Source organism: Variovorax sp. TLI9-5A (assembly GCF_056867935.1).
The window spans coordinates 5,356,329-5,378,587 of sequence record NZ_CP200310.1 but is presented as its reverse complement, the minus strand read 5'-3'; the positions used below and the strand labels follow the sequence as shown (position 1 = coordinate 5,378,587).

Sequence of the window (22,259 nt, the reverse complement as noted above, 5' to 3'; positions counted from 1 at the left end):
GATGGCCAGCACCGGCGTCCAGCAACTCGGCGACGTCCGCAGCGGCAAGCTCGCGGGCAACATCGCCGCCTTCGGCCGGGCGCTGCGGCGCGCGGGCGTTCGCACCGATGCCATGCGCATCGCGCTGGCCGCCGAAGCAGCCTCGCTGGTGGGCGTGGAAGACAAGCTCGACCTGAGCGCCGCCATGGAAGCGGTGATGGTCAGCCGCGAGCAGGACCGCATGGTGTTCCGCGAACTCTTCGATGCCTGGTTCCGCGACCCGGAGCTGGCCAACAAGCTGCTCGCCCAGATGCTGCCGAGCGCCGAAGGCAAGGCCGAGCCATCGAAGCGCCGCCCGCGCGTGCGCGAAGCGCTCAGCGCGCCGCGCAACGCCGCGAAGCCGCTGGAACCGGCCAAGCCCGACCGCGAGATCGAGTTCGATGCCGCCATGACGTCGAGCGACCGGCAGCGCCTGCAGCACGCCGACTTCAACGCGCTCGGCGCCGCCGAATACCGGCTGGTCGAGCGGCTCGCGCGCGACATCCGCCTGCCCATTCCCGAGCTGCCTTCGCGCCGCCTGCGCCCCGCCGGCGACGCCGGCCGGCAGCATGCGCGCATGCACTGGCCGGGCGTGCTGCACGAGGCGGCGCGTACGGGCGGAGAGATCCTGCGCCTGTCCCGGCTGGCCCGGCGCGAGCAGCCGTTGCCGTTATTGGTGCTGGTCGACGTGTCGGGCTCGATGGAGCGCTATGCGCGGCTGCTGCTGGCCTTCCTGCATGCCGCGACCCGGCGGGCCGGCCGGCGCGACGTGTTCGCCTTCGGCACCCGGCTGACCGACCTGACGCCGGCCTTCCGGCTGGCCGACACCGACGCGATGCTGGGCGCCGCCAGCCTCGCCATCGACGACTTCGCGGGCGGCACGCGGCTCGGCGCCTCGCTGGCCGAACTGCGCCGCGCCCATGCCCGCCGGCTGACCGGCCGCCGCACGCTGGTGCTGGTGATCAGCGACGGCCTGGACACCGGCGAGCCCTCCGTGCTGGAGCAGGAACTGCTGTGGCTCAAGCGCCATTCGCGCCGCCTGCTGTGGCTCAACCCGCTGCTGCGCTTCGAGGGCTACGCCCCTCTGGCGCGTGGGGCCGCCGTGCTGCACCGGCAAGCGGATGCGATGCTGGCGGTTCACAATCTCAGCGCACTCGAACAGCTCGCAGCGAGCCTGGCCGCCCTGATGCGGTCCGGCCGCTAGCGGCACCGGGAAGGAAGACAAAGGAACCCACCATGGAAATGCTCGGAAACCGCCGATTGGGCGTCACTCAACAACAGGCCTGGGAGGCGCTCAACGACCCCGAAACGCTGAAGAAGTGCATCCCCGGCTGCGACAAGTTCGAGCTCGTGGGCGACAACCAGTACAGCGTCGCGCTCGCGGTCAAGATCGGACCGGTGTCGGCCAAGTTCAACGGCAAGGTGCTGCTGTCGGACATCGTGGCGCCCGATGGCTACAAGCTCACCTTCGAAGGGCAGGGCGGCGTGGCCGGCTTCGCCAAGGGATCGTCGAGCGTCACGCTCAAGCCAGTCGTTTCTGAAGCGGTGACTGCTCCTGATGTCCCGGCCGATGGCGGCGCCATTGCGCACGAGGCGGATGCCGCGACACCGCCCGCCGCCCCCGCAGGCTGCGAACTCGACTACACCGTGCAGGCCCAGGTCGGCGGCAAGATCGCCCAGCTCGGCCAGCGCCTGATCGATGGCGCGGCCAAGTCCACGGCCGACGATTTCTTCAAGCGCTTCGAAGCCGAGATGCAGAGCCGCTACGGCCCGCCGCCCGCGCCGGCCGCGGAGCCTGCCGAGGCGCCGGCGGAGAAGGCCGGCATGATGTCCGGGCTCATGAAGAAGATCGGCCTGGGCAAGAAGGACGACAAGGACGCGCCTGCCGCACCCGGCGGCGACGCCGCCTGAAACCCCGGACCGCACCGTCATGGAAAACCTCGACGTCATGGTGCTGCGCACGCTGCGCGACTGGCGGCGTGCCGGCAAGCGCGCGCTGCTGGCGACGGTGGTGCGCACCTGGGGCTCGTCGCCCCGGCCCGTGGGCTCGATCATGGCCCTGGCCGAAGACGGCGCGGTGGTCGGCTCGGTCTCGGGCGGCTGTATCGAAGACGACCTGATCGCGCGCTACAGCCATGCCCATGGCAAGGCGGAAGACGTGCCGCTGGGCGCGCCGCCCGCACTCGTGAAATACGGCATCACCGCCGACGAGGCGCACCGCTTCGGACTGCCCTGCGGCGGCACGCTGGAACTGCTGCTCGAATACGCGCCCGACGCCGGCTCGCTCGAACTGCTGGTGGCGCAACTGGAGCAGGGCAAGCTCATGCAGCGCACGGTGACGCTGGCCACCGGCGCGGTGCGCATCGCCGAGGCGACGGCGCCCGACGAGCTCACGGTGAACGACACCGAGCTGACGAACACCTTCGGCCCCGAATACCGCATGCTGCTGATTGGCGCCGGCCAGCTCGCCGAGTACCTCGCCACCATGGCCAAGTTCAGCGGCTTCGCCGTGACCTTGTGCGATCCGCGCGCCGAGTACCGCACCGCGTGGTCGCTGCCCGGCGTGCACATCACGACCGACATGCCCGACGACGCGGTGACCGCCTTCAGTCCCGACCGCCGCAGCTGCGTGGTCGCGCTCACGCACGACCCCAAGCTCGACGACCTCGCGCTGCTGGAGGCGCTGCAAAGCGACGCCTTCTACGTCGGCGCCATCGGTTCGCGCCGCAATGCCGACGCGCGGCGCGAGCGCATGATCGAGCACTTCGACCAGACCGAGGAGTCGCTCGCGCGGCTGCGCGGGCCCATCGGCATCTACATCGGCAGCAAGACGCCGCCGGAGATCGCGGTGAGCGTGATGGCGGAGATCCTCGCGGTGAAGAACGCGGTGACGCTGCCGCGCGAGATGGAAGTGGCGCAGGCCAAGGAGCGGCTGCTGGCCGCCTGAGCCGGCGGCGCGGCCTTCCTTAGTCGATCAGCCCTCGTAGGGCGGGATCGGCCCCTGGTCCGAAGGCGCCGGCGGCGGCACGTCGCCGTTCTTCTGCCGTTCGCGGAACAACGCGGCGCGCATCAGGAAGATGGTGGTGACCGGCGTGGTGAGCGCCACGAACAGCACGATCAGCACCGCGTGCATGAAGAGGCTGTGGCCCTGCGCCGAGAAATACACGATGGTGGCGACCGTCATCGACCACACGCCGCCGGTGGCGCCCAGCGTCGGCGCGTGGATGCGGCGGAAGAAGGTCGGCAGCCGCACCAGCCCGAAGGAGCCGATCGCGGCGAAGGCGGCGCCCAGCACCGCGAAGACGGCGGTGACGATCTCGGCCCACAGCGGCAGCGGGCCCACGATGAAATCGGTCATCGGAATACCTCCGTGCTTCGCACTGCGGTGCGAGCTTGCTTGGGGCGGCCCGGCGCGGCGCTCATTCGATCACCTCCCCGCGCAGCAGGAACTTGGCCATCGCCGTCGAGCTCACGAAGCCGAAGAGCGCGATCAGCATCGCGGCGGCGAAGTACACGTCGCTCGCGTAGACGATGCCAAGCACCAGCATCATCAGCATGCCGTTGATGTAGAGGCAGTCCAGCGCCATCACGCGGTCTTGCGCGGAAGGGCCGATCAGCAGGCGCGCGACGGCGCACAGCATCGCCACCGCCAGCAGGAACAGCGCGAACTTGAGCGACCAGAAAAGGATGGGCGTCATGATTCGAAGATCTCCATCAGCGGGCGTTCGTAGCGGCTCTTGATCTGCGCGATGAAGGCCGCCTCGTCCTCGAGGTCGAACACGTGGATCAGCAGGGTGCTGCGGTCGAAGGCCACCTCGCCCCAGGCGGTGCCGGGCGTGAGGCACATGATCATCGCGAGCACCGCGAGGCCGTTGGGATCGCGCATGTCCAGCGGTATGCGCAGGAAGCTTGCCTGGATCTTCTCGCTGCGGCGCGTGAGCAGCGCACGCGACACCGCGAACACCGACACCGACATGTCGTAGAGCACGACGCCGCACAGCCGCAGCGCCACGCCGGGCCGGCGCATGCGCACCGTGGCGGGGCGCAGGCCCTCGGTCAGGAGCGGCACGGCGATGGCGAGCACCACGCCCGACAGCAGCGTGCTCGCCTCGAGCGACTGGTTGAGCAGCAGCCAGATGACGAACAGCGCGAGGGACAGCGGCGGGGAGGGAATCAGGCGTCTCATTGCGCGCCTGCCTTTCCTTCGGCCTTGGCGGATGGCGTCGGGTTCGGTACTTGCCGCGCCTCCATCACCGCCGCGCGATAGGCGGCGGGCGTGCGCAGGCCTTCGGCGGTGGCCTGCGCGTGGCGCAGCACCGGCTCGGCCCAGACCGTGAGTGCGACACAGGCGGCGATCAGCCCTGCCACCGGCAGCACTTCGAGCGCGGGCAGCGAGGGCAGGTTGGCGTGCGGCTGGGTCCAGAAATGGCGGATGCCGGTGCGGCTCAGCGCGATCAGCGCGAGGAAACCGGAGGCGATCAGCAGCACCAGGAAGGTCCAGCTGGCCGTGCCGATGGCGCCGCTGCCGTTCATCAGCCCCGAGAGCATCGCGAACTTGCCGACGAAGCCCGACAGCGGCGGCAGGCCGGTCAGCAGCAGCGTGCAGATCATGAAGCTCAGGCCGAGGAAGGCGACGCCCGCCGGAATGGCCCGGCCGTAGAGCGCCTGCGCGTCGTCGTCGAGGTTCACGTCGCTCAGCGCGCTCAGGTCTTCGGCCAGGAAGGGCGCCGTGCCCGCGGCCTCGTGCGGCGCCACGCTCATGCCGGCATTGCGCCAGCGCTCGATCATGTCGGTCAGCAGGAAGAAGGCGCTCACCGCCAGCGTGGAGCTCAGCAGGTAGAAGAGCGCGCCGGCCCACACGGCCGGCTGCCCCAGCCCCACGGCGGCGAGCAGCGTGCCGGCCGACATCAGCACGCTGAAGCCCGCGAGGTTGGAAAGCCGCTGCGTGCCGAGGATGCCCAAGGCCGCCACGAAGAGCGTGGCAATGCCCGCGCCCACCAGCACCGGCTGGCCGAAGGCGGCCGATGCGCCGGTGTCGGGTGCGAACAGCACCGTCCACAGCCGCAGCACGGTGTAGACGCCCAGCTTGGTGAGCAATGCGAACACCGCGCCCACCGGCGAGACGGCCGCGCTGTAGGCCGGCACCAGCCAGAAGTTGAGCGGCCACGCGCCCGCCTTAGCGAAGAAGGCGGTGAAGAGGATGGCGGTGGCCGCGTGCACCAGCCCGCGGTCGCCCGGCGAGAGCTCTGCGATGCGCATGCCCAGGTCGGCCATGTTGAGCGTGCCGGTCACGCCGTAGAGGATGGCCGCGCCGATAAGGAACAGCGAAGAGGCCGCGAGGTTGATCGCGATGTAGTGCAGACCCGCCTGCACGCGCAGCCGGCCCGAACCGTGCAGCAGCAGGCCGTAGGAGGCCGCGAGCATCACTTCGAAGAACACGAACAGGTTGAACAGGTCGCCCGTGAGGAAGGCGCCGTTCAGGCCCATGAGCTGCAGCTGCAGCAGCGGGTGGAAGTGCACGCCTGCGCGGTCCCAGCGCGAGGTGGAGTAGATCGACGCGGCGAAGGCGATCACGCCGGTGAGCGCCACCATCATGGTCGAGAGCCGGTCGGCCACCAGCACGATGCCGAATGGCGCGCGCCAGTTGCCCGGCAGGTACACGCCGATGGAGCCGGGGCCGCCGCCGGTGTCGGGCGCATTCACCCAGCGCAGCAGCGCCAGCGCGGCCAGCAGGCCGACCAGGCCCGAGACCACGCTCAGGGCCGACTTGGCGCGCCGGCGGTTCTCGCCCAGCAGCAGCATGAGCGCGGCCGTGAGCATGGGCACGAGGATCGGTACCGCCACCAGGTGCGGCATGCTGAACTCGAGCAGCTGGTCGAGCAGATGAAAAACCTCCTTCACTCTGCCTCCTGCCGTTCTTCACCGTCCACATGGTCGGTGCCGGTGAGGCCGCGCGAGGCGAGCATCACGACGAGGAAGAGCGCCGTCATCGCGAAGCCGATCACGATCGCGGTGAGCACCAGCGCCTGCGGCATCGGGTCGGCCGTGTTGGCCAGCGTGGCGGTCAGGCCCTTGATGAGCACCGGCTCGCTGTCGACCTTGAGCCGCCCCATGCTGAAGATGAAGAGGTTGACCGCGTACGAGATCAGCGTCAGGCCCATGATGACCTGGAAGGTGCGGGGGCGCAGCAGCATGTAGACACCCGAGCCGGTGAGCACGCCGATGGCGAGTGCGAGCACGATTTCCATCAGCCGGCCCCTCCCTCGGAGGTGGCGGCGGCGGTCGCCTCCGCCTCTTTTTCTTTTTGCTCGTCGGCCCAGCGGTGGCTTCGTATCGACTGGTGGGCCAGCGCGGTCAGGATCAGCATGGTGGCGCCGAGCACCAGCGCGAACACGCCGGTGTCGAAGAAGAGGGCGCTGGGCACGTGCACCTCGCCCAGGAGCGGCAGGTGCAGGTGCGCGGTGTGCGTGGTGAGGAAGGGATAGCCGAAGAACACCGCGCCGGCGCCGGTGGCCAGCGCCAGCAGCAGGCCGATGGCGATCCAGCGGCGCGGGTAGATGCGCAGGTGCTCCTCCACCCATTCGGTGCCCGAGACGATGAACTGCAGCACCAGCGCGACCGACATCACCAGCCCCGCGACGAAGCCGCCGCCCGGTGCGTTGTGGCCGCGCATGAAGAAATAGACCGACACCAGCACCGAGACCGGCAGCAGCAGGCGCACCAGCACGGCCGGCACCATCAGGTAGCCGACGGCGGTGTCCTTGGCGCGGCGCGGGTTCAGCAGGTCGCTGCTGCCGTCGTCGGCCTGCAGCCGCTGCTGGATCGGCAGCGCCATCGACTCGATGGCGGGGCGGAAGCGCCGCAGCAGTGCGTACACCGTGAGCGCCACGATGCCCAGCACCGTGATCTCGCCGAAGGTGTCGAAGCCGCGGAAGTCGACCAGCATCACGTTGACCACATTGGTGCCGCCGCCCTCGGTGAGCGCGCGTTCGAGGAAGAAGGGCGAGATGCTCTGCGGGAAGGTTCGCGTCATCATGGCCCAGGCCAGCGCGGCCATGCCGCTGCCGGCGATGGCCGCGATCAGCAGGTCGCGCCCGCGCCGGCCCCAGGGCCTGAGCCGCGCGCGCGCGGGCTGCACCACGTCCTTGCTGCGCATCGGCAGCCAGCGCAGCCCCAGCAGGATCAGAACCGTGGTGACGGCCTCGACCACCAGCTGCGTCAGCGCGAGGTCGGGCGCCGAGAACCAGATGTAGGTGACGCACGAGACCAGCCCCGCGCCCGCGGCCAGCATCAGCGCCGCCAGCCGGTGGAACTTGGCTTGCCACGCGGCGGCGACCGCGCAGGTGCCGCCGATGATCCAGGTCATGGCGAACATCGGCGAGAAGGGCAGCCGCTCGCGCGTGCCGGGCGCGGCAGGCGTGAGCCAGAGCGAAGCGGTCGCGCCGGCGACGGCCACCACCACCAGCAGCAGCAACTGCCACTGCATGCGCTTCGTGCCGAAGAGGCGGCGGCTGCGCCGGCCGGCCTCGCTCAGCAGCGCCATGATGTGTTCGAAGATGACCTGGCCATCGAAGCGGTGCAGCAGCGGCGTGTGTTCGAGCCCGCCGCTCGCGCGCTGGCGGCGATGCAGCAGGTACAGCGCGGCGCCACCCGCCAGCGCCACGAAGCTCATCAGCAGCGGCAGGTTGAAGCCGTGCCACACGGCCAGGCTGTACTCAGGCAGCGTGCCGCCGACCACCGGGGTGGCTGCAGCGGCGAGCATCGGGCCGACCGACCAGGCCGGCGCCACGCCCACCACCAGGCACACCAGCACCAGCAGCTCGACCGGCACGCGCATCCAGTGCGGCGGCTCGTGCGGATGCCTGGGCACCTCGTCGCCGCAGGGCGGGCCGAAGAACACGTCGAACACGAAGCGCGCCGAATAGGCCACGCTGAAGATGCCCGCGAGCGTGGCGATCAGCGGCAGGCTGAAGTCGACCCAGGGCGTCGCCTGGATGAACACCGTCTCCGCGAAGAACATCTCCTTCGAGAGAAAGCCGTTGAGCAGCGGCACGCCGGCCATCGAGGCGCTGGCGATGATGGCCAGCGTGCCGGTGATGGGCATGAGCCGCATCAGGCCGCTGAGCTTGCGGATGTCCCGCGTGCCGGTCTCGTGGTCGATGATGCCTGCCGCCATGAAGAGCGACGCCTTGAAGGTGGCGTGGTTCATCACGTGGAAGACCGCCGCCACGGCCGCGAGCGGGCTGTTCAGCCCCAGCAGCAGCGTGATGAGCCCGAGGTGCGAGATGGTGGAGTAGGCCAGCAGCGCCTTCAGGTCGCGCTGGAACATGGCGATGAAGCCGCCGAGCAGCAGCGTGATGGCGCCGGCGCCGCCGACCATCCAGAACCACTGCTCCGTGCCCGAGAGCACCGGCCACAACCGCGCCATCAGGAACACGCCCAGCTTCACCATGGTGGCCGAGTGCAGGTAGGCCGACACCGGCGTGGGCGCGGCCATGGCACGCGGCAGCCAGAAGTGGAAGGGGAACTGCGCGCTCTTGGTGAAGGCGCCCAGCAATACCAGCGTGAGCGCGACGGGGTAAAGCGAGTGCGCGCGGATGAGGTCGCCAGAGGCCAGCACCACGTCGAGCTCGTAGCTGCCGGTGATGCGGCCCAGCACCAGCACGCCGGCCAGCAGGCACAGCCCGCCCGCGCCGGTGACGGTGAGCGCCATGCGCGCGCCGCGCCGCGCGTCGCGGCGGTGGTGCCAGTAGCCGATCAGCAGGAAGGAGAACAGGCTGGTGAGTTCCCAGAACAGCACCATCTGGATCAGGTTGCCCGAGAGCACCACGCCCATCATCGCGCCCATGAACGCGAGAAAGAACGAGAAGAAGCGCGGCACCGGGTCGGAGGCCGACATGTAGTAGCGCGCATAGAGCACCACCAGTGCGCCGATGCCCAGCACCAGCATGCAGAACAGCCATGCGAAGCCGTCCATGCGGAACACGAGGTTGAGGCCCAGGGCCGGCAGCCATTCGATCTGCTGGCGCAGCACGTTGCCGTGCGCGATCTGCGGGAAGAGCCATGCAGCCTGCACCGCGCAGCCCAGCGCGACCAGCCCCGCGAGTGTCGACTCCCTGTTGCGCGCGTTGGACGGCATCAACGCGGCCAGCACGCTGGCGATGAAGGGGAGGGCGACGAGAAAGACCAGGGGCATTGGGGTCGATTCTATCGGCGGGCCCTATGGAAAGGCTTATCTATAACCGCAAGACATAAGGCTGATTTAGCGCAGTTTTCATCTGGTTCAGGATGAGAACGACTGCACCGTGCGCAGCCCTAGCCAGGTCATGCAAAGAGAGCCGCCCAGATGCAGCGCGATCGTGCCCATCGCGAGGCCGAAGCGGCCGGTGGTCAGCATGCCCACCACTTCGGCCGAGAAGCTGGAGAAGGTGGTGAGCGTGCCGAGGAAGCCGGTGATCACCATCAGCCGCCAAGCCGGATTGATGTCCGGCAGGGCGCTGAAGACGGCGATGGCCACGCCGATGAGATAGCCGCCGATCAGGTTCACCGCCAGCGTGCCCCAGGGCAGGATGCCGCCGGGGTTGAGCCAGAGGGCGAAGCCCCAGCGCATGAGGGCGCCGACGCAGGCGGCGAGGCAGATGACGATGACGTTCAGCAGCATGGCAACGATTATCCGCACGCCGCCGGACGGCCCGGTGGGGCCGGTCCTGGCCTATTTCTCACGGCCCATCACGAGGTCCGGCAGGATCGTCACGATGCTAGGGAACAGCGTAATCAGCACGATGCACAGCACCAGGCAGAAGAAGAACGGGATCGCCGCCTTCGCGATCACGTTGCTGTCCTTGCCCGTCATGTTCTGTAGCACGAAGAGATTGAAGCCCACCGGCGGCGTGACCTCGGCGATCTCGACCAAGAGCACGATGAAGATGCCGAACCAGATCAGGTCGAAGCCCGCTTTCTGGATCATTGGCAGCACCACCGCGCTGGTGAGCACGATCATCGAGATGCCGTCCAGCGCTGTGCCCAGCACCAGGTACACCAGCACCAGCGCGCCGATCAGCGCGTAGGGCGACAGATGCATGCTGTCGACCCACTCGGCCAGCTCGCGCGGGATTCCGGTGAAGGCCATGGTCTTGGTGAGGAAGGCGGCACCCGCCAGGATGAACATGATCATGCAGCTGGTGCGCGTGGCGCCCATGATGCCGTCCTTGAAGTTCTTCCAGGTGAGGCTGCGGCCCCAGGCCGCGATGGCCAGCGAGCCCAGCACGCCGAAGGCCGCGCACTCGGTGGCCGTAGCCCAGCCGGCCACCAGCACCCAGACGATGAAGACGATCAGCAGCGAACAGGGAATGAGGTTGCCCGACAGCCGGATCTTCTCCATGAAGCTCGTCGGCGGATCGGCCGGCGGCACTTCGCCCGGATTGCGCAGGCTCCACCAGCCGATGTAGCCCGAGAACAGCAGCATCAACAGGAAGCCCGGCAGGAAGCCGGCCAGGAAGATGCGGATGATCGACGCGTCGGCCGCCACCGCGTACACCACCATGGTGATCGACGGCGGAATCAGGATCCCCAGCGTGCCGGCGGTGGCCAGCGAGCCGATGGCCAGCTTCTCGTTGTAGCCGCGGCGCTTGAGCTCGGGCAGCGCCACCTTGGCGATGGTCGCGCAGGTGGCGGCCGACGAGCCCGAGACCGAGCCGAACACGCCGCAGCCGAGGATGGTGGTGTGCATCAGCCGGCCGGGCACGCGATTGAGCCAGGGGCGCAGGCCCTCGAACATCTCCTCGCTGAGCTTGGTACGGAACAGGATCTCGCCCATCCATATGAAGAGCGGCAGCGCCGCCAGCTCCCAGCTCGCGTTGCTTTCCCAGAAGGCGGAGAACAGGTTCTTGCCCGGCAGCGTGTTGGTGAAGAAGGCCTGGCCGACCCAGCCGACGATGGCCAGTGTCATCGCGATCCACACGCCGCCCGCCAGGAGCAGCAGCATGATCGCGAGCAGCAGCGCGCCCATCCAGAGGTTTTCGAACATCGGTGCCCTTGCTGTTGTTGTCGTTGTCGGGTTCGTTCAGACGTCGGAGGAGAAGTCGCCCGCCGCGTGGCGCTCCTCGATGGCGCGCTGGTAGCTGGGCTTCTCACCGCGCACCACGCCGACCAGCTCGTCGATCATGGCGATCAGCAGCAGCCAGCAGCCGATCACGAAGGTCGACTGCGGAATCCAGATCGGAATGACCACGAGGCCGGTCGCCATCTCCGCGAACTCGTAGCTCTCGTAGGTGAAGCTGGTGGCCCAGTAGGTGAGGTAGGCCACCGACACCGCGGCGACCAGCAGGCAGCCCACGTCGAGCACCCGCCGCATCTTCGGCGACACGGCTTCCAGCAGCAGCGTCACGCGCACGAAGTCGCCGTGGCGGAACGCATGAGCCATTGCGAAGAACGCGGCGGCGGCGCACAGCCAGGCCACCACGTCGTTGAGCCCGCTCACGTGCCAGTTCATCTGCCGGCCCACGCCGGCCAGGATCATCAGCACGAAGATCAGGAACACGCAGAGCGCGCCCAGCGCGCCCGCACCGTCGTACAGGCGGTCCAGGAAGCGGCGCATCGCCTACTTCTTCTTGTACGTGTCGACGATCGCGGCGCCGTCGGCACCGGCCACCTTGAGCCAGTCGGCCTGCATGATGCCGCCGACCTGGCGCATGTCGGCGTCGAGCTTGGGCGAGGGCTTGTGGATCTTCATGCCGCGCTCGGCGAGCAGGCGCTTGTACTCCTCGTTCTTCTCCTGCGCCACCTTCCAGCCGCGCGCCTCGGCGTCGGCGGCGGCCTTGGTGACGGCCGCCTTGGCGGCGGCGTCGAGCGCGTCGAAAGCCTTGGCGTTCACCAAAATCGCGTTCTTGGGAATCCAGGCCTGCGTGTCGTAGAAGTTCTTGATGTGCTCGTAGGTCTTGGTGTCGTAGCCGGTGGAACCCGAGCTCATGTAGCTCTCGATCACGCCCGTGGCCATGGCCGCGCTGAGTTCGGCCTGCTGGATCTGCACCGGCTGCGCGCCGATGAGCTCGGCGATCTTGGCTGTCGCCGGGCTGTAGGCGCGCCACTTGATGCCGCGCAGGTCGGCCACCGAGCCGATTTCCTTCTTGGTGTAGATGCCTTGCGGCGCCCACGGCACCACGAACAGCACCTTGATGCCCTGGGCCGCGAGCAGCTTCTCCATGGCGGGCTTCGATGCGTCGTAGAGCTTTCGCGCCTCGGGGTAGGTGGTGGCGAGAAAGGGCACGCCGTCGAGCGCGTAGATAGGATTCTCGTTGGCGAAGTTGGCCAACAGGATCTCGCCGGCCTGCGCCTGGCCGCTCTGCACGGCGCGCTTGATCTCGGGCGCCTTGAACAGCGACGCGTTGGCATGCACCGTGATCTTCACCTTGCCGCCCGTGGCCGCGTCCACGTCCTTCGCGAACTGCGTGATGTTTTCCGTGTGGTAGTTGGTGGCCGGGTAGGCCGTGGGCAGGTCCCACTTGGTCTGGGCGAATGCCGCGGCACCGAGGGTGAGGCCCGCGAGGGCAATGCCGAACTTGTGATTCATTGACTCGCTCCGGAATGTAGTGAAAGCAAAACGAAAGGAAGCTTACGTGCAAATTCCGGGCCACTTCCTGAGGCTTTTCCCTGCCATTTCCCTGTCATTCCCCCGCGACGGCGCGCATGAAAAAGCCGCCCGTAGGCGGCTTTGCATATTTCTATCGAAGCAAGAATCAGGGCTTGGCAGCCTTGGCCGGAGCCTTCGCTTCCTTCGATGCGGCGGGGGCCGCATCGCCGAAGCTCTTGCCGTTGACCGTCAGGCCTTCGGCCGAGAGCTTGGCCGCGTTCTTTTCCTTCACGCCCTTCACGCGCTGCATGAAGTCGGGCCAGTCCTTGAACTCGCCTTCCTTGCGTGCTTCGAGGATGCGCTTGGACATCGACGGGCCGACGCCCTTGATGCCGTCGAGATCGGCTTCCGTTCCCTTGTTGACGTCGACGGCCGCGAATGCGGCAACCGCGAACAGCATGGCGGTGGTCGCCAGGATCTTCTTGAACATGATGATGAAAACTCCCTGTGGTCTTGTTGATGAGTAACTGCCGACGGGATCGTCGGCCCGCGCTCAACGAGGCACGAAAGCAGGGCGTTGACGCATGGAGGCCGTGCCGGCGTCCATGTGACCATTGTTCAGAAACGTGATCAGAGTTCTTCGACGCGGCGCGGTGGATAGCTGTCCCAGGCCTGGCAGCCGGGGCAATGCCAGAAGTACTGGTGCGCCTCGAAGCCGCAGGCCGCGCAGCGGTAGCGCATGAGCGGCCGCGTGGCCTGGTCGAGCGCGCGCTGCACCTGTGGATGGAACTGCTCGTGCTCGAAGCGCTCGCCCGCGAGCCAGCGCGAAGCCGCGACCAGCGAGGGCTGCTGCGCAAGGTGCGCGATGTAGCCGTCGCGCGGCGTGGGGTTCGGCTCTTCGGCCGTGGCGCTCGGCTTGCCGCCAAGAGCCATCAGTGCTTCGAGCACGTCGATGGAGGGCGAATCGACATAGCGGCGCTGCAGCAGTTCGAGCGCGTCGGCTTCGCGGTGCGCGGCCACGGCGGCTTGTTGCAGCGTGGCGGCATAGAGCGGCAGCGCCAGCGGTGCGGTGTCGCTCAGGGCCACGAGGGTGCCGAAGGCCGCGTTCGCCTCGCCGTTGCGCAGTTGCAGGTTGGCGGTGTCGATGGCCGGGCGCGGCGCCTGCGGCGCGAGTTCGACGGCCTGTTCCAGCAGCTTGGCAGCGCCGGGCAGGTCGCCCGCCGCCACGCGCTCGGTGGCCTGCTCGCAGAGGTGATGCGCGCGGCGCGTGCTGTAGCTGGCCTGGTCGGACTCGTCGAGCTTCTGCGCCACGTCGGCCGCCTGGGCCCATTCGCGCGAACGTTCGTAGATGGCCAGCAGCGCGAGCCGGGCCTCGTTCTCGTAGCGCGTGCCTTCGAGCTTCTGCAGCGCGGCTTCGGCGCGGTCGAGCAGGCCGGCGCGCAGGAAGTCTTGCGCGAGTGCGTGCTGTGCGCGTTCGCGGTCGCTGCGGCTCAAGTCGCCGCGGCCCAGCAGGTGCTCGTGCACGCGCACCGCGCGCTGGTACTCGCCGCGGCGGCGGAACAGGTTGCCGAGCGCGAAGTGCAGCTCCTGCGTGTCGGGGTCGTTCTGTACCGCCTCGATGAAGGCGTCGATGGCCTGGTCCTGCTGCTCGTTGAGCAGGAAGTTGAGGCCGCGGAAGTAGGCCTTGGGTGCCTGGCGGTTCTCGAGCTTGAGTTGCCGGATGTCGAAGCGCGATGCGAGCCAGCCCAGCACGAAGGCGACGGGCAGGCTGATCAGCAGCCAGCTGGGATCAAAGTCCATGTTGACGTGCGGCGGGAAGGTCGGTGGTGGTGATGGCTGGCACACCGGCGACCGACACGGCGGCTGCAGGTGTTGCGCTCGTGGCGGCCGGCGGTGCGGATGACTGGGTGGTGTCGCCTGCGGCGGGCACTTGAGCCGCCGCGGCACGGTGCTTCCACCAGCCCGGCAGCATGCCCAGTGCTCCCACCACGAGCCCGCCGGCAAAGGCCGCGAGCACGACCAGCACCAGCGGCGCACGCCAGTAGGTGCCGAAGAAGAAGTAGACGGTCGCGTCGTGCTGGTTGTTCAGCGCGAAGGCGAAGAGCGTAAAAAAAATGGCTGCCTTGAGCAGCCACAGGAGGTATTTCATAGCCGTTCCCGTTGCCGGGAGCATTCTACGTTTGCATCCACGTGCGTCAGGCCTTGCGGCCCTTGGCTTCCTTGCCGCCGGCGTCGAGCTCCGCGGTGCGTGCATCGACGGCTTCGCGCAGCGCCTTGCCGGGCTTGAAGTGCGGTACCCGCTTCTCGGGGATCTGCACGCTTTCGCCCGAGCGCGGGTTGCGGCCGATGCGCGGCGGGCGCCGGTTGACCGAGAAGCTGCCGAAGCCACGGATCTCGATGCGGTGTCCGCGTACCAGCGCGTCGCTCATGGCGTCGAGGATGGTCTTGACGGCGTATTCGGCATCGCGGTGCGTGAGCTGTGCAAAGCGGGCTGCGAGTTCTTCGACGAGGTCCGAGCGTGTCATAGGCCAAACATAAACGAAAAACGTGGGCGAAAAAAAGACAGAGCGGCCCCAGGGCCTGCTCTGTCTTCCGGCTCAGCTTACTTGCTGTCGTTGTTGTCCAGCTTGGCGCGCAGCAGGGCGCCCAGGCTGGTCGTGCCCGCGTTCTCGCGTGCCGACTGCTGGCTCAGGCTGGCCATGGCGCCTTGTTCGTCGACCATGTCCTTCTGCTTGATCGACAGCTGGATGTTGCGGGTCTTGCGATCAACGTTCACGACGATGGCCGTGACTTCGTCGCCTTCCTTCAGCACGTTGCGGGCATCTTCGACGCGGTCGCGCGAGATTTCCGAAGCACGCAGGTAGCCGACGATGTCTTCGCCGAGGTCGATTTCAGCGCCGCGGGCGTCCACGGTCTTGACCTTGCCGGTCACGATCTGGCCCTTGTCGTTCACCGTGGTGAAGGTGGTGAACGGGTCGCTGTCGAGCTGCTTGATGCCCAGCGAGATGCGCTCGCGGTCGACGTCGACAGCCAGCACGATCGCTTCGACTTCCTGGCCCTTCTTGTAGTTGCGAACGGCGGTTTCGCCGGCTTCGTTCCACGAGAGGTCGGACAGGTGAACCAGGCCGTCGATGCCGGCAGCCAGACCCACGAACACGCCGAAGTCGGTGATCGACTTGATCGGGCCCTTGACGCGGTCGCCGCGCTTGGTGTTCTGCGCGAACTCTTGCCACGGGTTGGCCTTGCACTGCTTCATGCCCAGGCTGATGCGGCGCTTGTCTTCGTCGATTTCGAGGACCATGACTTCGACTTCGTCGCCCAGCGAGACGATCTTGTTCGGAGCGATGTTCTTGTTGGTCCAGTCCATTTCGGAGACGTGCACCAGGCCTTCGATGCCGGGCTCGAGTTCGACGAACGCGCCGTAGTCGGCGATGTTCGTGACCTTGCCGAACAGGCGGGTGCCTTGCGGGTAGCGGCGCGAAACGCCCATCCACGGGTCGTCGCCCATCTGCTTCAGACCCAGCGACACGCGGTTCTTCTCGGTGTCGAACTTGAGAATCTTGGCGGTGATTTCCTGGCCGGCCTGAACGACTTCGCTCGGGTGGCGGACACGGCGCCATGCCATGTCGGTGATGTGCAGCAGGCCGTCGATGCCGCCGAGGTCCACGAACGCACCGTACTCGGTGATGTTCTTGACCACGCCGCGCACCACTGCGCCTTCCTTCAGCGTTTCCATCAGCTTGGCGCGTTCTTCGCCCATGCTGGCCTCGACCACGGCGCGGCGCGACAGCACGACGTTGTTGCGCTTGCGGTCGAGCTTGATGACCTTGAATTCGAGGGTCTTGTTCTCGTACGGGGTCAGGTCCTTGATCGGACGCGTGTCGATCAGCGAGCCCGGCAGGAATGCGCGGATGCCGTTGACCAGGACCGTGAGGCCGCCCTTGACCTTGCCGCTGGTGGTGCCGGTGACGAAGTCGCCCGATTCCAGGGCCTTCTCCAGGGCGAGCCACGAAGCCAGACGCTTGGCGGTGTCGCGCGAGAGGATGGTGTCGCCGTAGCCGTTTTCAACGCTGCCGATGGCAACGGAAACGAAGTCGCCGGCCTGCACTTCGAGTTCGCCCTTGTCGTTCTTGAACTCTTCGATCGGCACGTACGCTTCGGACTTCAGGCCGGCGTTGACGACGACGTGGTTGTGTTCCACGCGCACGACTTCGGCGGTGATGACCTCGCCCGTGCGCATTTCGGAACGCTTCAGGGACTCTTCGAACAGATCGGCAAAAGATTCAGACATGTATGTTTCCTTCCGTCAGGCAGGGTTGGCAGGCGCTCTTGCGAAATTGCGTGCGGCTGCTGTGGGTCTGTAGACGGCGGTTTTGTGGGCATGAGCCCGGTTGGTTGAACAACCAGCAGGCCGGTGCGCTGTCGCGCGGAAGGAGCCTGCTGGAGCGGTATGCGCCTACGGATATGCCGTTGGGCGCCAGCTTTTCAAGCGGACCTGAAAGGCTGTCACTTCAAGCCGCTCAAGCGGGCTTGAACGGCTGAATTTGCTGCCACCAGTCCAACACCGTGTCGATCGATTGCTCGATGGACAACTGCGAGTTGTCGAGGTGGCGGGCGTCCTGCGCCGGCTTCAGGGGGGCGACGCTGCGGGACGAATCCCTGGCGTCACGGGCCTCCAAGTCGGAGCGAAGACTGTCGAGTGTAGTCGAAATTCCCTTTGAAATCAACTGCTTATGGCGCCGTTCGGCCCGCTGGGCGGCACTGGCCGTGAGGAAGACCTTGAGCGCCGCGTCGGGGAAGATCACGGTGCCCATGTCGCGGCCGTCGGCCACCAGGCCCGGCAGCCGGCGAAAACGCTGCTGCAGCGCCAGCAGTGCCTCGCGCACGGCCGGCAGCGCGGAAACGCGGGAGGCGTCCATGCCGGCGGCTTCGGTGCGGATCTCGTCGCTCACGTCTTCCCCGTCCAGCAGCACCTTGCCTTCGGTGAACTGCAGGGGCAGGGCGGCGGCGAGGGCTGCGACTTCGGCCTCGTGCTGCGTGTCGGCGCTCAGGCCGGCGCGGCGCACGGCAAGGCCGGTCACGCGGTAGAGCGAGCCTGAATCGAGATAGTGGTAGCCCAGCAGGCGCGCCACCTCGGCGGCCAGCGTGCCCTTGCCGGAGGCGGTCGGGCCGTCGATGCAGATCACGGGCACTTCGGCGGCCTCGGCCACGCAGAAGAGTGTCTCGAAGTAGTCGGGGAAGGTCTTGGCGACGCAGTGCGGATCGAGGATGCGCACCGGCACGCCCGCCGGATTGAACGCCGCCAGCGAGAAGCACATCGCCACGCGATGGTCGTCGTAGGTGCGGATGCTCGCGGGGCGCCAGCCGGCCTGCGCCAGCGGATGTACCCGGATGAAATCGGGCCCCGCCTCGACCGTGGCGCCGAGCTTGCGCAGCTCATTGGCCATGGCGTCGATGCGGTCGGTTTCCTTCACGCGCCAGCTCGCGATGTTGCGCAGCGTGGTGGGGCCGTCGGCATAGAGCGCCATCACGGCCAGCGTCATCGCGGCGTCCGGAATGTGGTTGGCGTCGAGGTCGATGGCCTTGAGCGGCCAGGCGCCCCGGCGGATCTCGAGCCAGTTCGGCCCGCTGTCGACCAGCGCGCCCATCTGGCGGGCGGCGTCGATGAAGCGAATGTCGCCCTGGATCGAGTCGGCACCCACGCCCTCGATGCGGATGCCGTCCTTGCCCGAAACGCCGGTTGCGATGGCGCCGAGCGCGATGAAGTAGCTGGCGGAGGAGGCATCCGCCTCGACGTGGATGTCACCCGGCGAGCTGTAGCGGCTGCCGGCGGGAATGGTGAAGCGCTCCCAGCCGTCGCGGTGAACCTGGATGCCGAAGCGCGCCAGCAGGTTCAGCGTGATCTCGATGTACGGCTTGGAGATCAGCTCGCCGACCACCTCGATCACGATGTCGTTGGCGGCAGCCAGCGGCAGTGCCAGCAGCAGGGCGGTGAGGAACTGGCTCGACACGTCGCCGCGCACGCGGATCGAGGCGTCGAGCGCCAGGTCGCCGTGCGGCACCGGGTGGATGCGCAGCGGCGGATAGCCGGGGTTGCCGAGGTAGTCGATGCGGCAGCCGAGCTGGGTCAGCGCATCGACGAGGTCGCCGATGGGGCGCTCGTGCATGCGCGGCACGCCGCTGAGCTCGAACTCACCGCCCAGCAGCGACAGGGCGGCCGTCAGCGGGCGCATCGCGGTGCCTGCATTGCCCAGGAACAGCGGCAGCAGCGCCTCGCTGGGCTTCAGCTGCCCGCCGAGGCCGGTGATGCGCAGCGTGCTGCCGGCCGGATCGACGCCGCAGCCCAGGGCGCGCAGCGCGTCGAGCATCACGCGGGTGTCGTCGGAATCCAGCAGGTCGTGGATGGTGGTGGTGCCGCTGGCGAGTGCGGCCAGCAGCAGCACGCGGTTGGAAATGCTCTTGGAACCCGGCAGCCGGACCGTGCCGGCCGCGCCCGCGAGGGGCGGGAGGTCGAGGAAAGTCGTCGAGAACATCTCAGTTGTCCTGCTGCTGCGACGAGGTGTCGGTGGCCGGCTTCCAGGCTGCCCGCGTCTTGCTGGCGGCGGCGATCGAAAGTTCGAGGCCCTGCAGGTCGCTTGCGGTCATCATCGTCTCGAAATCATCCAGGGCCTTGCGGAAGGCGCGCGACTGTTCGAGCACGTGCTCGCGGTTGGCCAGCAGCACGTCGCGCCACATGACCGGATCGCTCGCGGCGATGCGAGAGAAATCGCGGAAGCCCGGTCCCGCGAGGCTCAAGAAGCGCTCGCCCTGCGGCTGCGCGGCCAGGCCGTTGATGTACGCGAAGGCCAGCAGGTGCGGCAAGTGGCTCACGGCGGCGAAGGCTCCGTCGTGCTCCTCATGCGTCATGGTGACGACGTTGGCGCCGATACCGCTCCACACCTGGGTGGCCCGCTGCACGTTGGAGCGCAGCGTGGTCTTCACCGGTGTCAGCACCACCTGGCGGCCGGCGAAGAGCGATGCCTCGGCATGCTCGATGCCCGAAAGCTCCTTGCCGGCGATAGGGTGCGCGGGAACGAAGCTCGCGAACTGGCGCTGCAGGCCGTTGCGCGCCGCCTCGATCACGTCGCCCTTGGTCGAGCCCACATCCATCACCAGCGTTTCGCTCGAAATGCCGTGGCGGATGGCCTTGAAGGTTGCTTCAGACGCTGCCACCGGCACCGCCAGCAGCACGATGTCGGCACCCGACACCGCCAGCAGCGCCGAGGGCGCCGCAACATCGATCACGCCGAGCTGGCGCGCCCGTTCGGTGGTGGAGGGAGATTTGCTGTAGCCCACCACGCGTTTCACCAGCTTCGCGCGCTTGAGTGCGAGCGCGAAGGAGCCGCCCATCAGGCCGCAGCCGATCAGTCCCAGTTGTTCGAACATGCTGTCTCTGTGTGTCTGCCTGCCGCTCAGGCCTTGACGGGGTAGGCGCCGAGCACCTTGTAGAAGGCGCAGAGCCCGCGCAACTCGGCCAGCGCCGCGGCCACGTTGGGCTGCGAGGGGTGGCCGTCGAGGTCGATGTAGAAGTAGTACTCCCACTGGCCGGTGCGCGCGGGGCGCGATTCGAAGCGCGTCATCGAGACGTTGTTGACCTTCAGCGGCACGAGCAGGTCGTGCACCGCGCCGGGACGGTTGGGTACCGAGACGATCAGGCTGGTGCAGTCGCGGCCGGAGGCCGGCGGCATGGCCAGCGTCTGCGGCAGGCAGATCACCGAGAAGCGGGTGCGGTTGTACGAGTCGTCCTGGATCGCGTGCGCCACGATGTGCAGGCCGAAGCGCGTGGCGGCGCGTTCGCCGGCCAGCGCCGCCCAGTTGGGGTTGGTGGCCGCAAGGCGCGCGCCCTCGGCGTTGCTCGACACGGCGCGGCGCTCGGCGTTGGGCAGGTGCTTGGACAGCCAGGTCTGGCACTGAGCCAGCGCCTGCGGATGGGCCAGCACCGCCTCGATGCCTTCGAGCGAGTTGTTGCTGCGCAGCAGGTGGTGGCGCACCAGCAGGCTGACTTCGCCGACGACGTGCGTGGGCGAGTGCAGGAACAGGTCGAGCGAGCGAGTGACCACGCCTTCGGTGGAGTTCTCGACGCCGACCACGCCGTACTGGGCGCTGCCCGCGGCGGTGGCGTGGAACACCTCGTCGAAGCTGGCGCAGTAGATCAGGTCGGCGGCACCGCCGAAGTATTCGATGGCGGCCTGTTCGCAGAAGGTGCCCTCGGGGCCCAGCACGGCCACGCGCTGCGGCGATTCGAGCGCCAGGCAGGCCGACATGATCTCGCGCCAGATGGCGGCGACATGGATGTCCTTGAGCGGGCCGCCATTGCTCTTCTGCATCTTGTCGATGACCTGCGCCACGCGATCGGGGCGGAAGTACGGCGTGCCCTCGCGCTTCTTGACCTCGCCGACCAGCTCGGCCACGTGGGCTCGCTCGTTGAGCAGGCTCAGCAGTCGCTGGTCGAGCGAGTCGATCTGCACGCGCAGATCGGCCAGGCTTTCGGAATTGTCGGGAGAGGAGGAGGGCGGTGTGGGTGCGGAGGCGGTCATCGGTGCGAGCGGCTGGGCATGCGCCTAGGCATGCGATCGCTCGAATTCTCGCATGTAGGCCACGAGAGCCTGCACCCCTGCCAGCGGCATGGCGTTGTAAATGCTCGCGCGCATGCCGCCGACCGACTTGTGGCCCTTGAGCTGCAGCAGCCCGGCTTCGCGCGCGCCGGCCAGGAAGGCCTCGTTGCGGCCTTCATCGGCCAGGAAGAACGGCACGTTCATCCGCGAGCGGCAGCTTGGGTCGATCCGGTTGGCGTAGAAGTCGGAGCCGTCGATGAAGTCGTACAGCAGCTTCGCCTTGGCGATGTTGCGCTGCTCCATGGCGGCGATGCCGGTGTGGGCGCCTTCGGTCTGCTGCAGCAGCCACTGGAACGTGAGCCCCGCCATGTAGATGCCCCAGGTCGGCGGGGTGTTGTACATGGAGTGGTTGTCGGCCACGGTCTTGTAGTTGAAGGCGCTCGGGCAGATATCGAGCGCATGGCCCAGCAGGTCGTCGCGCACGACCACGATGGTCAGGCCGGCGGGGCCGAGGTTCTTCTGGGCGCCCCCGAAGGCCAGGCCCACGCGGCTCCAGTCGACGCTGCGCGAGGCGACGTGCGAGGAGAAGTCGATGACCAACGGCGCATCGCTGCCGAGCGCGGCCAGGTCGGGCAGTTGCTGGAATTCGATGCCGTTGATGGTCTCGTTCGAGCACATGTGCACGTACGAGGCATCCTTGGAGAGCTGCCAGGTCGACGGATCGGGCAGCTTCGTGTGCTGGTCGTCGGCGTTGCTGGCCGCAACGCGCGCAGTGCAGTAGCGCTGCGCTTCCTTGTGCGACTTGGTGCTCCAGCTGCCGGTGATGATGAAGTCGGCGGTCTTGCCGCGCGACAGGTTCAGCGGAACGATGGCGTTCTCGCCGAGCCCGCCACCCTGCATGAACAGGATGTGGAAGTGCGAGGGAATGGCCAGCAGGGTGCGGATGTCGGCTTCGGCCTGCGTGCAGATCGAACCGAATTCCTTGCCGCGATGGCTCATCTCCATCACGCTCATGCCGCTGCCCTGCCAGTCGAGCATTTCGGCGGCGGCGCGCTGCAGCACCGCCTCCGGCATGGCAG

At 67.8% G+C, this 22,259-nt stretch carries 22 protein-coding genes; 3 read left to right on the top strand and 19 right to left on the bottom strand.

Annotated elements, in window-relative coordinates; translation table 11 throughout:
- Position 1: 1 nt before the first annotated feature.
- Genes AC1VNX_RS25610 through AC1VNX_RS25600 form a run of 3 tightly spaced genes read left to right on the top strand, consistent with a single transcriptional unit; the run spans position 2 to position 2,965 of the window.
- The gene (locus AC1VNX_RS25610) at positions 2-1,222 is read left to right on the top strand and encodes a vWA domain-containing protein (RefSeq protein WP_483160424.1); all 1,221 of its coding nucleotides are present in this window, start codon (positions 2-4) and stop codon (positions 1,220-1,222) included.
- 32 nt (positions 1,223-1,254) lie between these two features.
- Positions 1,255-1,929: an SRPBCC family protein gene (locus AC1VNX_RS25605; protein WP_483160423.1), complete on the top strand. Its 675-nt coding sequence runs from the start codon at positions 1,255-1,257 to the stop codon at positions 1,927-1,929.
- Positions 1,930-1,948: 19 nt separating this feature from the next.
- Positions 1,949-2,965, top strand: a complete 1,017-nt coding sequence (locus AC1VNX_RS25600; protein WP_483160422.1) for an XdhC family protein — start codon at positions 1,949-1,951, stop codon at positions 2,963-2,965.
- A gap of 27 nt (positions 2,966-2,992) precedes the next feature.
- Here the strand turns inward: AC1VNX_RS25600 and mnhG are convergent, their stop codons facing one another.
- From mnhG to serC, 19 genes are all read right to left on the bottom strand, one after another.
- On the bottom strand, positions 2,993-3,376 hold the full coding sequence (gene mnhG, locus AC1VNX_RS25595; RefSeq protein ID WP_483160421.1) for a monovalent cation/H(+) antiporter subunit G: 384 nt from the start codon (positions 3,374-3,376) through the stop codon (positions 2,993-2,995).
- A gap of 61 nt (positions 3,377-3,437) precedes the next feature.
- Complete coding sequence (locus tag AC1VNX_RS25590) at positions 3,438-3,716, bottom strand: K+/H+ antiporter subunit F (RefSeq protein WP_019654754.1); 279 nt, start codon at positions 3,714-3,716, stop codon at positions 3,438-3,440.
- Positions 3,713-4,204 carry a Na+/H+ antiporter subunit E gene (locus AC1VNX_RS25585; protein WP_483160420.1) on the bottom strand — a complete coding sequence of 164 codons (492 nt, stop codon included), beginning with the start codon at positions 4,202-4,204 and terminating at the stop codon, positions 3,713-3,715. The genes AC1VNX_RS25590 and AC1VNX_RS25585 overlap by 4 nt, the downstream gene beginning before the upstream one ends.
- The gene (locus tag AC1VNX_RS25580; protein ID WP_483162016.1) at positions 4,201-5,874 is read right to left on the bottom strand and encodes a monovalent cation/H+ antiporter subunit D; all 1,674 of its coding nucleotides are present in this window, start codon (positions 5,872-5,874) and stop codon (positions 4,201-4,203) included. The genes AC1VNX_RS25585 and AC1VNX_RS25580 overlap by 4 nt, the downstream gene beginning before the upstream one ends.
- Positions 5,875-5,915: 41 nt before the next feature.
- Positions 5,916-6,266, bottom strand: coding sequence for a Na+/H+ antiporter subunit C (locus tag AC1VNX_RS25575; RefSeq protein ID WP_093236787.1), 351 nt, complete (start codon positions 6,264-6,266; stop codon positions 5,916-5,918).
- The gene (locus AC1VNX_RS25570) at positions 6,266-9,214 is read right to left on the bottom strand and encodes a monovalent cation/H+ antiporter subunit A (RefSeq protein WP_483160419.1); all 2,949 of its coding nucleotides are present in this window, start codon (positions 9,212-9,214) and stop codon (positions 6,266-6,268) included. Before AC1VNX_RS25570 ends, AC1VNX_RS25575 begins: the two co-directional genes overlap by 1 nt.
- An 87-nt stretch (positions 9,215-9,301) precedes the next feature.
- Positions 9,302-9,679, bottom strand: a complete 378-nt coding sequence (gene crcB / locus AC1VNX_RS25565; RefSeq protein ID WP_483160418.1) for a fluoride efflux transporter CrcB — start codon at positions 9,677-9,679, stop codon at positions 9,302-9,304.
- 51 nt (positions 9,680-9,730) lie between these two features.
- The gene (locus AC1VNX_RS25560) at positions 9,731-11,044 is read right to left on the bottom strand and encodes a TRAP transporter large permease (RefSeq protein WP_483160417.1); all 1,314 of its coding nucleotides are present in this window, start codon (positions 11,042-11,044) and stop codon (positions 9,731-9,733) included.
- Positions 11,045-11,080: 36 nt separating this feature from the next.
- Complete coding sequence (locus AC1VNX_RS25555) at positions 11,081-11,614, bottom strand: TRAP transporter small permease (RefSeq protein ID WP_483160416.1); 534 nt, start codon at positions 11,612-11,614, stop codon at positions 11,081-11,083.
- 3 nt (positions 11,615-11,617) lie between these two features.
- Positions 11,618-12,586 carry a TRAP transporter substrate-binding protein gene (locus AC1VNX_RS25550; protein ID WP_483160415.1) on the bottom strand — a complete coding sequence of 323 codons (969 nt, stop codon included), beginning with the start codon at positions 12,584-12,586 and terminating at the stop codon, positions 11,618-11,620.
- 166 nt (positions 12,587-12,752) lie between these two features.
- Entirely contained in the window at positions 12,753-13,076 is a 324-nt protein-coding gene (locus tag AC1VNX_RS25545; RefSeq protein ID WP_483160414.1) for a ComEA family DNA-binding protein, read from the bottom strand.
- A 140-nt stretch (positions 13,077-13,216) separates the two neighbouring features.
- Positions 13,217-14,386 (bottom strand): lipopolysaccharide assembly protein LapB, encoded by a 1,170-nt coding sequence (gene lapB, locus AC1VNX_RS25540; protein WP_483160413.1) that lies wholly within the window; start codon positions 14,384-14,386, stop codon positions 13,217-13,219.
- Positions 14,376-14,735 (bottom strand): LapA family protein, encoded by a 360-nt coding sequence (locus AC1VNX_RS25535; protein ID WP_483160412.1) that lies wholly within the window; start codon positions 14,733-14,735, stop codon positions 14,376-14,378. The genes lapB and AC1VNX_RS25535 overlap by 11 nt, the downstream gene beginning before the upstream one ends.
- Positions 14,736-14,781: 46 nt before the next feature.
- Entirely contained in the window at positions 14,782-15,111 is a 330-nt protein-coding gene (locus AC1VNX_RS25530) for an integration host factor subunit beta (RefSeq protein ID WP_093050102.1), read from the bottom strand.
- A gap of 77 nt (positions 15,112-15,188) precedes the next feature.
- Entirely contained in the window at positions 15,189-16,877 is a 1,689-nt protein-coding gene (rpsA, locus tag AC1VNX_RS25525; RefSeq protein ID WP_019654767.1) for a 30S ribosomal protein S1, read from the bottom strand.
- 229 nt (positions 16,878-17,106) lie between these two features.
- On the bottom strand, positions 17,107-19,119 hold the full coding sequence (locus AC1VNX_RS25520) for a bifunctional 3-phosphoshikimate 1-carboxyvinyltransferase/cytidylate kinase (RefSeq protein WP_483160411.1): 2,013 nt from the start codon (positions 19,117-19,119) through the stop codon (positions 17,107-17,109).
- Between the two features lies 1 nt (position 19,120).
- Positions 19,121-20,011, bottom strand: coding sequence for a prephenate dehydrogenase (locus AC1VNX_RS25515; RefSeq protein WP_483160410.1), 891 nt, complete (start codon positions 20,009-20,011; stop codon positions 19,121-19,123).
- A gap of 26 nt (positions 20,012-20,037) precedes the next feature.
- On the bottom strand, positions 20,038-21,162 hold the full coding sequence (gene pheA, locus AC1VNX_RS25510; protein ID WP_483160409.1) for a prephenate dehydratase: 1,125 nt from the start codon (positions 21,160-21,162) through the stop codon (positions 20,038-20,040).
- A 24-nt stretch (positions 21,163-21,186) separates the two neighbouring features.
- Complete coding sequence (serC, locus tag AC1VNX_RS25505; RefSeq protein ID WP_483162015.1) at positions 21,187-22,254, bottom strand: 3-phosphoserine/phosphohydroxythreonine transaminase; 1,068 nt, start codon at positions 22,252-22,254, stop codon at positions 21,187-21,189.
- Between the last annotated feature and the right edge of the window lie 5 nt (positions 22,255-22,259).